Here is a 13,381-nt window from a genome sequence, read left to right on the forward strand (position 1 = left end):
GGGGCACTTGGCCCTGCCGGTGGTTCCCCGGGTCCGGACCAGCGCGTCCGGCGGGCCTCACGCCCCGGCAACACGACAGGAGACGGCCCGACTTCACCCCGACCGGAAATCCCCCGTGATTCCCGGTTTCGGACGTCCCGGCCCGGGGACCTCGGTACGAGCCCTGTCACACCACCTTCCCATCGACATTCGCCCGGTACGGCTTCGATGCCGTGTCCCGGCGCGGGCAGCCGCGCCTCGGACACGTACCCAGCCCCTGCCGGACCCGCCCCCGTGACCAGCGAAGGAATCAGAACTGATGAGCGAGACCAATCCCCTGAAGCGAGCGGCGGACAAGGTGGCGGACGCCCTGCAGGGCGGGCCGGCGGGCCCCGACGACGGCATCCCCGGCAAGCCGGCACCCAAGTCGCCGCCGGTCGCGGAGCCCACCGACCCCCATGAGCCGTACCCGCCCAAGCCCGACCAGAGCGGCCCGGCCACCGTCTCGCCGACCGGGCAGCCGACCGGCGCCGACCAGGCGCGGATGGCGCAGAGCGGCAGCTACCTGACCGACGCCCAGGGCACCCGGCTCTACGACACGGACCACTCCCTCAAGGCGGGCCCCCGCGGACCGGTGCTCCTCCAGGACCACCACCTGCGCGAGAAGGTCATGCACTTCGACCACGAGCGCATCCCGGAGCGCGTGGTCCACGCCCGCGGCGCCGGAGTGCACGGCGTCTTCCGCAGCTACGGCACCGCCGCCAACGTGACCAAGGCGGCCTTCCTCGCCGAGGACGTCGAGACACCGGTGTTCGTCCGCTTCTCCACCGTGCTCGGCTCCCGCGGCTCCTCCGACACCGTCCGCGACACCCGGGGCTTCGCGACGAAGTTCTACACCAGCGAGGGCGTCTTCGACCTCGTCGGCAACAACATCCCGGTGTTCTTCATCCAGGACGCCATCAAGTTCCCGGACGTCATCCACGCCGGCAAGCCGCACCCGGACCGGGAGATCCCGCAGGCGCAGAGCGCCCACGACACCTTCTGGGACTTCGTCACCCTTCACACCGAGGCCACCCACCACACGCTGTGGAACATGTCCGACCGGGGCATCCCGCGCTCGTACCGCACGATGGAGGGCTTCGGCGTCCACACCTTCCGCCTGGTCAACGCCGCCGGGGAGACGACCCTGGTGAAGTTCCACTGGAAGCCGAAGCTGGGCGTGCACTCCCTGGTGTGGGAGGAGGCCCAGATCATCAACGGCGTCGACCCCGACTTCCACCGCCGCGACCTCTACGACGCCATCGAGGCGGGCGCCTACCCCGAGTGGGAGTTCGGGATCCAGACCTTCCCCGACACCCCCGACCAGACCTTCGAGGGCATCGACCTGCTGGACCCGACGAACATCGTCCCCGAGGAACTGGCCCCCGTACAGCCGATCGGGCGGCTCACCCTCAACCGCAACCCGTCGAACTTCTTCGCCGAGACCGAGCAGGTCGCCTTCCACGTCGGCCACCTCGTCCCCGGCATCGACATCACCGACGACCCGCTGCTCGCCGGCCGGCTCTTCTCCTACCTGGACACCCAGATCACCCGGCTCGGCGGCCCCAACTTCCCGCAGATCCCGATCAACCGGCCGCACTCGCCCGTCAACGACATGCTGCGCGACGGCTTCCACCAGACGGCCGTCCACCGGGGCGTGGCCCCCTACCGCCCCAACTCCCTCGACGGCGGCTGCCCCTTCACCCCCGGCACGGACCTCGAAGGCGCCTACGTCGAGACCCCCGTCCGCGTCCCCGAGGCGACCAAGGTCCGCGAGGCGCCCGAGTCGTTCCAGGACCACTTCAGCCAGCCCCGCAGGTTCTGGCTGAGCATGAGCCCGGTGGAGCGCGAGCACATCATCGGCGCCTACACCTTCGAACTCGGCAAGTGCTACGAACAGGCCATCCGGGAAAGGGCCCTTCAGGTCCTGGCCAACATCGACCCGGAGCTGTGCGAGGGCGTCGCCGCCGGCCTCGGCCTGCCCGCCCCCGCGCCGACGGTGCCGCTCGCCGACGTCGAGCCCAGCCCCGCCCTCTCCCAGGTCGGGCACACCTGGCCCACCGACGGCCGGATCATCGGCATCGTCACCGGCCCCGACGGCGACCTGGACGGCGTACGGGCCGTACGCCAGCAGGTGCTCGACAGCGGCATGGTCCCGCTGATCGTCGCACCGGCCGGCGGCACCCTCGGCGACGGCGAGGACGCCCTGACCGTGCAGCGGACCTACGCCACCGCGCGTTCCGTGGAGTTCGACGCCCTGCTGGTGGCCGGAACCCCCGGCGTGGGCGCCGACGCCTACGGCGCCCGCGACGCCAAGGCAGGTCACCCCAACGGCCGGCCGGGCACCCCCGACCCGCGCGTGGGGCTGCTGCTGGCGGAGGCCTTCCGGCACGGCAAGGCCATCGGCGCCGCCAAGGGCGGGCAGAGCGCCCTGGAAGCGGCCGGCATCCCGCTGGAGGCACCCGGTGTCGTCGCCGACGACACCGCCACCGCCGCGCTCCAGCAGCTCACCCAGCTGCTCGGCGCCCACCGGGTCTGGGAACGCTTCCCGTCCGCCGCCTGACGGCCTCGGTCACCTGTCCGCCGTACGCGCCACGCCCCCGCGCCGGCTCCCCCGCCAGGGGAAGCCGGCGCACGCGGCTCCTCACTCCAGCGTGGTGCGGCACAGCAGCAGGCAGATGTCGTCGTCGTGTTCGGAGTCGTGCAGCATCGGCTTCAGCAGCGCGTCGGCCGCGCCGTCCAGATCCGCCAGGTCCGACCGGCCGAGCGCCCTCATGGCCTCGGCGAGGCGCTCGATGCCCGCGTCGATCCCGGCCGACCGCCGCTCCACCAGACCGTCCGTGTACAGCGCGAGCGTCGAGCCCACCGGAAGCTCCAGGGTGTGCTCCTCGTACGAGAACGCCATCGGAATGCCCAGCATGATCCCCGGTCTGCCCTCCAGCACCCGCACCTCGCCGTCCGGGCCGCGCGCGATGGCCGGCGGATGCCCGGCCGCCGCCCAGACCACCCCGGGCTCCCCGGGCGTGAACCGGGCGATGACGCAGGTCGCGTACAACTCCGGCTGCTGATGGCGGAGCATCCGGTGCAGCAGGGTGAGGATGCGCGCCGGGCCGTTGCCCTCGACGGCGTAGGCGCGCAGCGCGGTCCGCAGCTGGCCCATGATCACCGCCGCGCGCAGCCCGTGCCCCGTGACGTCCCCTATCACCGCCAGCACACTGCCGTCCGGCTGCGGGAAGGCGTCGTACCAGTCGCCGCCGATGTTCAGACCGTGCGTCGCCGGAAGGTAGCGCGCGGCCAGCTCCAGACCCGGCGTGGTGGGCAGCTCGGTCAGCTGCGCCCGTTGCAGGGCCTCCGCCACGTCCCGGTGCTGTTCGTACTGGCGGGCGTTGTCCAGGGCGATACCCGCCCGCCGGGCCAGTTCCAGCAGCATCACCGTGGTGTCCGGGTCGAAGCGCTCACCGGGCGCCGACAGTGTCAGCACCCCCTGCACGGTGCGCGCGCCGAGCGGCAGGCACAGCAGCGGCCGCCGCGGGGAGAGCGCGGACGCCGGCAGGTCGTCCACGCCGGGGAGGTCACCGGGGTGGGGGCCCGCGTGCTGCGGGCGGCCGGTGCGCGCCGCCGTCACCGTGGCGGCGGCCCGCTCGGCCGGCGGGACGCTCTCGTCGTCCACGAACCAGACGTCGACGTGCCGCGCGTACTCCGGGACCAGCAGTTCGGGCAGCCGGCGCAGGATGTCCTCGTGATCGAGGGAGGCGTTCAGCACGGCGCTCGCGTTGGCCAGGAAGGTCAGCAGACGACGGGCCTTCTCCGCCTCCGCGCGCGCCGTCCGCTCCGCGTCCAGGAGTTCGCGCTGCGCCAGCGCCGCCGCCTCCAGCTCGGCGTGCAGCGCCAGCACGCCCTGGTTGGTCTGGTGCAGCTCCTCCCGGTGGAACCGCAGCAGCTCCTCCGTCTCCGCCAGGTGCGCCAGCAGGGCGGCGGTGTCCTCGTCGGCGTCCAGCACGGCCTCGGCGAGCGGGGCGTCGTCCAGGCCGGGCAGCGGGCCGGTCACGGGGGCGGGGCAGACGAGCGTGTGCCGCCACGGCTCCGGCCCGTCCAGGGCGACCCGCAGCTCCCCGCCCGCCTCGGCGCTCACGGCCAGGTCCGCGCCCCCGGCGTCGACGGCGCGGCGCAGCCGGGCGCCGAGCGCGCTCAGGAAGCGGGCGCGGTCGAGCGCGGGCACCCCGGCGTCCGCGGTGAGCCGCGCCAGCAGGGCACGGGCGCGGGCCGCGTCGGCGGCGCGGGCGATGGTCCAGGTGTCAGAGGCGGCTGTCATGGGCGCTGGTCCGGCGGTCGGGGGCCAGTACGGCCACACTGGTGTCGTCGCGTGCGGGGCGGGCCGGGCTGCCCGCGTCGCGCAGGATGGCCGCGGCCACCACCGACGGGTCCTGGGCGAGCAGATGGGGGTCCTGCGGCGGCTGCCACCGGCTGGGCAGCCCGTCACTGTGCAGGACGAGCAGGCTGTCCCCGTGCCAGGGCACCCGGCGCACGGGGACCTGCGCCGGGAAGTACGCGCCGACGATCCCCGGATGGGAGACGAGGGACGTCCAGGAATCCCCCGTGCGCACCCGGGCGCCGACGTTGCCGACGCCCGCGAAGCTGAGTTCCGCCCGGTCCGTGTCCACCTGGGCCACCGAGACCGCCGCGCCCCGGGTCGGCCGCAGCACGGTGTGCAGCCGGCGCAGGATGTCGGCCGGCGGCAGCTGGGCGGCGCGGTGCAGCTCCGCCACGGCCGCGGTGGAGGCGTGCGCGGCCTTCGGACCGTGCCCCAGACCGTCCGCGAGCAGCAGCGTCACCAGGCTCCCGGAACGCACCCAGCTCCATGCGTCACCGCACTGTTCGGCCTGCGCGAGGGCGGTGGTGATCCCGCCCGCCGGCACCGGTGCCGCCGGTGCCCCGCGCCTGATCGGCTCGGGATCGATCCGCGCCGCCGCGACCGTTCCCCGGCCCGGCAGGCTGTACAGGTGGAAGGCGTTGGCGCTGCGCTGACAGCTGCCGAGGCCCGCGCCGAGCGAGCCGGCGGCGGTGGACCAGCCGTCCCGTCGCGCGGCGCCGACGTCGGCGATGCCCGGACCGTGGTCGAGCGAGAACAGCTGCACCGACCCGGTCTCCCCGCCGCCGGCGGGCGCCGCCACCAGGTTGACCACCATGCGGCCGCCGCCGGCGTGTTTGAGCAGGTTGGTGGCCAGCTCGGTGGCGACCAGCTCCGCGGCCGCCGTGCGCGCGGCGGCGAGGCCCGCCTGTCCGCACGCCTCACGGGCCGCTATCCGGGCGTCCCGGACGCGCGTGGAGTCGTGGACCGGGATCTCCCACACCCGGCTCATCCCACCCCCGGACGCGACGCGGGCACCTGGGCCACCCAGGCGACGGCGGTGACGGTCGTGCCCCGCCCGGGCTCGGTGACCACACTGAACTCGTGCACCAGCCGCTTCGCTCCGCTCAGCCCGAGTCCGAGGCCGCCGCCGGTGGTGTACCCGTCGGTCATGGCCAGTTCCATGTCGCGGATGCCCGGACCGTCGTCGATGAAACTCATGCGCAGACCTCGGCTGCGGCCGTTGTCCAGCGGCGTGATCTCCGCCCGCCCGCCGCCGCCGTGCACCAGCGTGTTGCGGGCCAGCTCGCTCGCCGCCGTGACCAGCTTGGTCTGCTGCACCAGACCGAAGCCGAGCTGCGCCGCGCACTGCCGCACCTGCTGCCGGACCCAGGCCAGATCCGCGTCCGAGCCGATGGGCAGGCTCGTCGCGGAAGCCTGGCCGGACGACTGCATCAGCTCCCCCTCTGTGAGAGCAGTTCCAGGGCACGGTCGACGTCCAGGGCGGTGACCAGGCCGGGCAGGGTGAGACCCAGCTCGACCAGCGTGATCGCCACGGCGGGCCGCATCCCGGCCAGGACCGTGCGGGCCGCCAGGAGGGCGGCCGTGGAGGCGATCTCCGCGAGGACCCGGCCGAGGAACGAGTCGACCATGTCCACACCGGAGATGTCGAGGACCACACCGGTCACCCGGCTGGTGGCGATGCGGTTGGTGATGTCGTGCTGCAGCTGTTCGGCCATGCCGTCGTGCAGCTCGCCCTGCAACGAGACCAGCAGCACGTCGCCCAGGGCGAGCACCGGGACCTGGGACGGCTGGGCGGGGACGGGCTGGTTCACCGGGCGCTCGCACCCGCGTCCGCGCGGGACACCTCGATGCCCTGCTTGCCCAGTGCGTAGGCCAGCGCGTCGGACAGCGAGGCCCGGGTGAGCACCGAGCCCAGGTCGATGCCGAGCTGCACGATGGTCTGCGCGATGGCCGGGCGGATGCCGGAGACGATGCACTCCGCGCCCATCAGGCGCGCCGCGGCCACCGTCTTCATCAGGTGCTGCGCCACGAGCGAGTCGACCGTCGGCACGCCGGTGATGTCCAGGATGGCGTACCGGGCGCGCTGGTCGACGATGGCCTCCAGCAGCGACTCCATCACGACCTGGCTGCGCGCGCTGTCCAGTGTCCCGATCAGGGGTACGGCGACCGTGCCCTCCCACAACTTGATGACGGGGGTGGCCACTTCGAGCAGCTGCTGGCGCTGCCGCTCGATCAGCTCGGCGTTCGCGTCCAGGGCCGTCTCCATCACCACCAGGCGCAGCGTGCCGAGCAGCAGCGTCAGCGCCACCACGCACTCCTGGGCCTGCGCGGTGGCGGGGTCGGTGAACTCCTCGCGCAGCAGGTCGACCACGGGGACGCGCAGGCCGGCCACCTCGTCGGCGATCTGGGCCGGGGTGGATCCGGTGCGGGTCCGGGTCTGGGTCATCCGCCCCAGCTGGTCACGCACCGGCGTGAAACCGGGCGACGTGATGTCCTCCAGCCGTCCGCTGACCGCCACGTCGGACAGCGCGTCCACGACGGCCTTGCACGCCTCGACCGCCTCGTCGCGGGAGACGGTGAAGACCGAGCGGAACAGAGGGGCGTCGGCCCAGCGCTGGGCGATCTGCTCCTTGCGCCGTTCCAGGAAGGCACTCACCACCTGCGGGGCCGATGCGGCCGCGTCCTGCTCGGGCACTCTCATCCTCTCCTCTCGCACAGCCAGGTCCGCCGGTCGGCCGGCTCCCCGTACCGATCATTGCCGACCGCCCACCGTAGCCCCCGCCGTCCGAGCGGGCCAAACCCGGCCCCGACAACTTTCCCCAGGTCAGGGTCGTTTGACCGGGAACACCGCGCGGACCGGGCAGACAGGTGGACCGGGGTCGCGGCCGGGTGGGCCGGGACGGCCGGACGGCCCGGGCGTGGGCCGGGAGCACGGCGGGGGGACCGGCCACGGTCCAGGGCGGGAGGGCCGGCGCGACCGGGGGACGGGCACGCCGGACGGACGGCACGGCCGTACGCCGCCGTCCCGCGGCACGGCTCCTCGCCCTGGCCATGCGCCGTCGTGTCGTGGTGCCGTGTGCGGGCCGGACCCACCGGGCCGGGGCGTGGCGTACGGGCCGGGGCACCCGGCCCTGTGCGGGCTGGGGCATCGGCCGCTGTGTCGTGGTGCCCTGCCCGGGCTCGGGCATGGACGGCCGCCCTGTCGTGCTGCCGCCCCCGGGTCGGGGCGTGGGCTGCCGCACTGTGGTCCGGAGCACAAGCCGGGCCGCGGGACCCCGTGCCGTGGCGCGGGGCCGGGAGCGGGCGGTGACCCGTCGTGTCCCGGTGCCGTGTGCGTGTTCGGCCGTGGACGGCCGCCCTGTCGTGGTGCCGTCCACCGGCCGGGGCGCCGGCTCTCGCGCCGCTGCCTGGAAGGCGCGCGAAGCCGGAGACCCCCGTGCCGTGGTCCGCAGCGCGAGCCGGGCCGTGGCCCCTCGTACCGGGACGTGGTGTGACGTGCGCCGGGCGGGCGGCGGGGGCGGGGCATGGCCCGGCCGTCGTCGGCCGTCGGCTCGTCCCGGTCTGCTTCCCGCGCACGTCGATGCGGCTCCTTCGGTGCGATCACGTGGTGCCGGCCCGCCGGTGTGCCGCCGGGCCGGTGTCGGGGAGCCGCCTACCCCGAATCGCGCGGGACTCTCCTCGCTGTTGCGGACGTCACCCGTGCGTGCGACCGGCCTCGTCCGCCGGGGCCTCCCGGCGGACCGGTGCCGGGTCCGGCCGCGGAGACGGACGGCGACGGCGCAGCAGCAGGCGCCGTGCCGGGCGCTCCACCCCCTCGTACAGGGCCCAGGACAGGGCGAGCGACACGGTGAACGCGGTCGCGGTGACCGCCCCTCCCATCAGGGCGCCGAAGTGCGGCTTCTTGCCCAGCACCTCCGTCGCGGCGCGCAGGACCAGCAGGTGAACCATGTAGAAGGCGAACGACAGCTCCCCGAGCCGTACCATCCGCCGGCGCCGCCACAGGGAGGGCAGCCCCCGCAGGTCGGCGACGGCCGCCGCCGGGATGAGCAGGGTGAACCCGGTGACGGTGCACACCGTGGCGGAGTAGCCGGGCGTGACCTGCGGGACCATGAAGTAGCCGATGACGGCCAGGGCGAGCGAGGCCTCCAGACCCGGTCCGCGCCAGCGGCCGAGCAGCACCAGTCGCGCGGTGACCGCGCCGAGCACGAACTCGGGCAGCCGGGCGGCGGGGAACGAGTAGACCGAGTAGGTCCACCAGTGGTGGGCGTCGGTCCAGGCCAGCATCACGACCGCCACCCCCGACAGCCCGCCCAGCGCGGCCGAGGAGCGCGCCCCGAGCCGGCGCAGCAGCAGGAAGAGCAGCGGGAAGGCGGCGTAGAAGAACGCCTCGCAGGCCAGCGACCAGCTCACCGGGTTCAGCGTCTGCCACCACGGCCGCCACCAGGAGTGCAGCAGCAGCGCGTTCGCCAGTGCCTGCTTCGCCGTCGGCCGCGCCTGGTGCGACAGCGTGTACGCCATGACGAGGGCGACGGCGAGGGTGGCCAGGTGCACCGGGTAGATCCGGGCGACGCGCCGCCGCCAGAAGGCGAGCGCCCGGTCGCGGGGCCGCGCCGACCAGGTCAGGACGAATCCGGACAGGACGAAGAAGAACGACACTCCGGTGGCGCCGGCCCCGAAGGCCCAGGAGACGAGGCGGCCACCGGTGCCGCCGAACCAGCCGAAGTTGTGCACGTGCAGTCCGAACACCAGCAGCGCCGCCATCCAGCGCAGCCCGGTGAGGGACGGCAGGGAAGGCGGGGCTGACCCGGCGGTCGCCGTCCGGCCGGGCGGCGTCCGGAGTGCCGGGGTCGTCGCCGTGGTCATCACATCACCTGCAGCAGGGGATTCGCGTGGGGCATGAAGGGGAACGTTGCCCGCCGGCTCCCGGTCCCTCACGTCACACGGGAAACATCACACGGCTGCCGAACCACGGACCGCCGTCCGTGCCACGGACGGCGGGACCGCGCGCGCCCGCACGGGTGAGACACGTCATCCGTCACATCATGGCCAAATCCCGAAAAGGAGAAGTATGTTCCGAATTCAACGACCCCTGGTATCGTTGATAACGTGAGCAATAGATCGCTGATCCTGGAGGCGGCGACCGAACTGCTGGAGGCGTCCCCGACCGGGGACGTGGCCACCCGCGGCGTCGCCGAGAGGGCGGGTGTGCGGCAGCCTGTCATCTACCGCCTCTTCGGCGACAAGGACACGCTCCTGGCCGCGGTCGTGGATCGCGGGTTCGCGCGGTACCTGGCCGCCAAGCGGGCCGCCGAGCCGACCGCCGATCCGGTCGCGGACCTACGGCGCGGCTGGGACCAGCACACCCAGTTCGCCCTGGAGCACCCCAATCTGTACCGCCTGATGGCCGCCCCGGGGCCGGCCTGCGTACCGAAGGCGATCGACGAGATGCACGCGCTGCTGCGCGCCACACTGGAGCGCGTGGCACAGGCGGGGCGCCTCGCGGTCGAGCCCGACCGGGCGGCCGACATCGTGATCTCCGCGAACACCGGTGTCGCGCTCACCCTGCTGACCCGGCCCGGGATGCGGCCCGGCACCGAGCTGTCGGCGCGGGTCAGGGACGTCGTGCTGGCCGGTGTCCTCATCTCGGAGACGTCCACGGGCGACACGTCCCCGCCGGTGACCAGGCGGCGGGCCGCCACCACGCTGGCGGCGCTGCTGCGCTGCGATTCTCCGTGCCCGCTCTCCCCGGCGGAACGCGCCCTGCTGGCCGAATGGCTCACCCGGCTGATCGAGGACGACCGCGCCACACCTGCCGACGACGGAACCCGCACCGAATCCCGCACCGGCGAAACCCGCACCGACGGATCCCGCACCATGGACCGGAGCACGACGTGACGGCTGCGACGACGAAGACACACACGACCGGGGTCCTGCCGCGCCGGGAACGGGGATCACCCCGTCCGTTCTGGCTGGCCGCCCCGCTGCTGGTGGTCATCGCCATCCCGACGGCCGACGCGTTCCTGCCGCCGGACATCCATCTCGCCCACCTCCTGGCCGTCGCGACCGCGTTCACCGCCATGGCCTATGGCCCGAGAGCCACGTCGCTGGTCGGCGCACTCGCCGTCCTCGCGCTGATCACCGCCGGGACCGAGCGCGGCACCCTGTTCACCGAGAGCGTGCTGGTCGAACTGTGCACGCTCACGGCGCTCTGCGTGCTGCTGGTCGTCTTCACCCACCTGCGGGACCGGCGCGGACTGGAACTGCTCAGAGCGCGTGCCGTCTCGGACACCGCGCAACGCGTCGTGCTGCGTCCGCTGCCCACACGCGCCGGACCGCTGGCCCTCGCCAGCGAGTACCACAGCGCCGAGGCCGACACCTACATCGGCGGCGACCTCTACGCCGCGGCCCGGTCCGGCCGCTCCACCCGCCTGGTCATCGGGGACGTCCGCGGCAAGGGCCTCGCCTCCATCAGCGACACCGCCATCGTGCTGGGCGCCTTCCGCGCCGCCGCGCACCGTCCCATCGCGCTGCCGGAACTCGTCGCCTACGTGGAGGACGCCGTCCACTGGGGCCTCAACGAGTTCTCGGAAGCCGATCCGTACGCCGGGGAACGCTTCGTCACCGCCGCCGTGCTGGACATCCCGGACGACCAGCCGGTGGTGCACATGATCAGCTGCGGGCATCCGCCGCCCCTCCTGCTGGGCCGGTCGTCCGGGACCGCCACCGCGCTCCACGTCACAGACCCGGCCCCGCCGCTGGGCCTGGGCGCCCTGTCCGACAACACGTACACCGCGGCGACGTTCCCCTTCCACGACGGGGACAGGATCCTGCTCTACACCGACGGCGTCACCGAGACCCGCGACAGCGACGGCACGTTCTACCCACTCGCCGAACGCCTCGCCAAGTGGTCCCACCTGGAGCCCGGCCCCCTGCTGCGGGAGATCGTCGCCGACCTGCGCGACCACGCGGGCGGACTGGTCCAGGACGACATGGCCATGATGGTCGTCCGACGCGACGGGGCGTCCGCCGCCGGCTGACGGCCGGGGCCGGGCGGCCCGGCCCCGGCCGGACCTCCACGAGCGTCTGCCCACGGTGGGTGAGGTTCGGGTCCCGCCCTCGCGCCGGGCGGTCGCCGCGGCGTCGGCCTCCGCCGCTCCGGCGTCCCCGGTGGCGGCCCACCACACCGTCGGTGACCGCGGTGACCACGTTCTCGCTCGTCGCCACGGGCCGGGGGGAGGGAACCGGAGCCGCGCAGGCCGTCAGCCGAGGGAACCTGCACCCGTGGCCGTCCGCTCCAGCCGCGCGGCGGCCTGTTCGGCGCGGCGCCTGGCCTCCCGGAGCGCGCGGCCGGTCCGCCGCACACGGTCCCGCGCGTCCCGCTCCGCGGCCCGCGCCCGCTGCTGCTCCGCCTCGGCGTCCCGGAGCCGGTCCCGCAGCTCACGGACCCGCTCCTGTGCGCCGGCCAGCCGCGCGCCGGCCTCCTCCGCCGCCCGCGCGGCGGCGTCGGCCTCCTGCTCGTGCGCGCGCAGCTCCCGCTCGGCGTCGCGGACCTCGGCGACACGTAGGCGTTGCTCCTCGGCCTCCCGGCCCTCGTCCAACCGGGCCTTGCCCCCCTCCCGGACCTTGGTCTCGCGGGCCCCGCCCCCCTGCCGGCCCCTGCCGTCCTCGCGGCCCTTGCCCCGGGCGGGCTTCCTCGGCTCGGGCGCGGGCCGGCCGCCGAGCAGGGCCTCGTCCGCCGCCGGGAACCCGATCGTCGAGCTGAGCGGCTTCACCAGCCGCCCCACCGCCCACTCCCGCGCGGCCTCCGGGTCGGCGAGCGCGGCGTGCAGGGTCTCCTCGACCTCGCGCTGGACACCCTCGCCCACCGGATGCCCCGCCCGCGCGGCCAGCTGCCGGGCCTGCCGTCCCAGCGCGCCGATCACCTCGTTCTGCCGACGGGCCAGTCTCCGCAGCTCTGCCCCGTTCAGCTCGCGGTGCGCGCGGCGCAGTTCCTCGCCGAGGCCGAGCAGCGGCTGGACCTCCTCCGGCTTCCGGCGCACCAGCAGATTGCTGACCCAGGCGGCCAGGCTCGGCCGCCGCAAGGCGCCGATCTCCTTGGCGAGGGCCTGGTCACCGGCCTTGCGGGCGTCCCGGGCGCGGCGGTCGCGGGCGGCCACGAACTCCTCCGGCCGCAGCCCGTACAGCTCGTCGGCGACGGCGTCCAGGTCCATGAGCGTCCCTCCCGACGGCCGGCTCGATGACGGGCTCCGGGTTTCTCGCCCGGGCGGCTTCATGTGCCGCGCGGGCCCATCCGCCGGGGGCGCGCACCCAGTCACCCGTTCGGAGGACCGTCCGGCTCGCCGCGCGGATCGTGCCCAGCCGGGGCACGATGATGCGGGAATGCCCGGGACCGGCCTCCGGTCGGCCGAAATGGGCGTATGCGTGTGCGAATGTGCGGTGGATGGCACGGGACGGGGGAGTGGACGCGGGGCGACGGCACTCGGCCAAAATTGCACCGTTCGTTTTCTTGAATCCCTCGTGTTTATGAGGATAGGTTCGGCGGCATGACCGCCTCCCCGCTCCCGACCACCGCCGAGGAGCTCCGCGGTGCCGGCCTGCGCGTGACGGCAGCCCGCGTCGCGTTGCTTCAGACCGTCCGGGACGGCGACCACCTCGGTGTCGAGGCGATCGCCACCGGGGTCCGCGATCGCGTAGGCCACATCTCCCTGCAAGCCGTCTACGAGGCCCTTCACGCGCTGACCGCGGCGGGTCTGGTACGCCGTATCGAGCCGGCCGGCCACCCGGCCCGGTACGAGGGGCGCGTGGGCGACAACCACCACCACATCGTGTGCCGGTCCTGCGGCGCCGTCGCCGACGTCGACTGCGCCGTCGGCGACGCGCCCTGCCTGACCGCCGCAGACGACCACGGCTTCGCGATCGACGAGGCCGAGGTCGTGTACTGGGGCCTGTGCCCCGGCTGTTCCACCGGCCGCCGTACCTGAGCACCGAGTT

11 protein-coding genes are annotated in these 13,381 nt (G+C 74.2%); 4 read left to right on the forward strand and 7 right to left on the reverse strand.

Annotation, left to right across the window (positions count from 1 at the left end; genetic code table 11):
• Nucleotides 1-298: 298 nt before the first annotated feature.
• Nucleotides 299-2,581: a catalase gene (locus AB0946_RS30675; RefSeq protein WP_366763915.1), complete on the forward strand. Its 2,283-nt coding sequence runs from the start codon at nucleotides 299-301 to the stop codon at nucleotides 2,579-2,581.
• Between the two features lie 81 nt (nucleotides 2,582-2,662).
• Here the strand turns inward: AB0946_RS30675 and AB0946_RS30680 are convergent, their stop codons facing one another.
• From AB0946_RS30680 to AB0946_RS30705, 6 genes are all read right to left on the reverse strand, one after another.
• A complete protein-coding gene (locus AB0946_RS30680; RefSeq protein ID WP_366763916.1) occupies nucleotides 2,663-4,330 on the reverse strand; it encodes a PP2C family protein-serine/threonine phosphatase in 1,668 nt (555 codons plus the stop codon).
• Nucleotides 4,314-5,378, reverse strand: coding sequence for a SpoIIE family protein phosphatase (locus tag AB0946_RS30685; protein WP_366763917.1), 1,065 nt, complete (start codon nucleotides 5,376-5,378; stop codon nucleotides 4,314-4,316). Before AB0946_RS30685 ends, AB0946_RS30680 begins: the two co-directional genes overlap by 17 nt.
• Nucleotides 5,375-5,821, reverse strand: a complete 447-nt coding sequence (locus AB0946_RS30690) for an ATP-binding protein (RefSeq protein WP_366763918.1) — start codon at nucleotides 5,819-5,821, stop codon at nucleotides 5,375-5,377. The genes AB0946_RS30685 and AB0946_RS30690 overlap by 4 nt, the downstream gene beginning before the upstream one ends.
• Nucleotides 5,821-6,201, reverse strand: coding sequence for an STAS domain-containing protein (locus AB0946_RS30695; RefSeq protein ID WP_366763919.1), 381 nt, complete (start codon nucleotides 6,199-6,201; stop codon nucleotides 5,821-5,823). The genes AB0946_RS30690 and AB0946_RS30695 overlap by 1 nt, the downstream gene beginning before the upstream one ends.
• A complete protein-coding gene (locus AB0946_RS30700; protein ID WP_366763920.1) occupies nucleotides 6,198-7,091 on the reverse strand; it encodes an STAS domain-containing protein in 894 nt (297 codons plus the stop codon). Before AB0946_RS30700 ends, AB0946_RS30695 begins: the two co-directional genes overlap by 4 nt.
• A 992-nt stretch (nucleotides 7,092-8,083) precedes the next feature.
• Nucleotides 8,084-9,253 (reverse strand): acyltransferase, encoded by a 1,170-nt coding sequence (locus AB0946_RS30705; protein ID WP_366763921.1) that lies wholly within the window; start codon nucleotides 9,251-9,253, stop codon nucleotides 8,084-8,086.
• Nucleotides 9,254-9,496: 243 nt separating this feature from the next.
• On the opposite strand from AB0946_RS30705, the gene AB0946_RS30710 reads away from it, so the two are divergent.
• Nucleotides 9,497-10,285 carry a TetR/AcrR family transcriptional regulator gene (locus AB0946_RS30710; protein ID WP_366763922.1) on the forward strand — a complete coding sequence of 263 codons (789 nt, stop codon included), beginning with the start codon at nucleotides 9,497-9,499 and terminating at the stop codon, nucleotides 10,283-10,285.
• Nucleotides 10,282-11,427, forward strand: coding sequence for a PP2C family protein-serine/threonine phosphatase (locus tag AB0946_RS30715; RefSeq protein ID WP_366763923.1), 1,146 nt, complete (start codon nucleotides 10,282-10,284; stop codon nucleotides 11,425-11,427). Before AB0946_RS30710 ends, AB0946_RS30715 begins: the two co-directional genes overlap by 4 nt.
• 222 nt (nucleotides 11,428-11,649) lie before the next feature.
• Here AB0946_RS30715 and AB0946_RS30720 read toward each other — a convergent pair whose 3' ends face one another.
• Nucleotides 11,650-12,600, reverse strand: a complete 951-nt coding sequence (locus tag AB0946_RS30720; RefSeq protein WP_366763924.1) for a hypothetical protein — start codon at nucleotides 12,598-12,600, stop codon at nucleotides 11,650-11,652.
• 333 nt (nucleotides 12,601-12,933) lie between these two features.
• Here AB0946_RS30720 and AB0946_RS30725 point away from each other — a divergent pair, with 333 nt between their 5' ends.
• Nucleotides 12,934-13,371, forward strand: a complete 438-nt coding sequence (locus AB0946_RS30725; RefSeq protein ID WP_366763925.1) for a Fur family transcriptional regulator — start codon at nucleotides 12,934-12,936, stop codon at nucleotides 13,369-13,371.
• The last annotated feature ends 10 nt before the right edge of the window (nucleotides 13,372-13,381 follow it).

This window comes from Streptomyces sp. NPDC046870, assembly GCF_040704595.1.
GTDB lineage: Bacteria > Actinomycetota > Actinomycetes > Streptomycetales > Streptomycetaceae > Streptomyces > Streptomyces argyrophylli.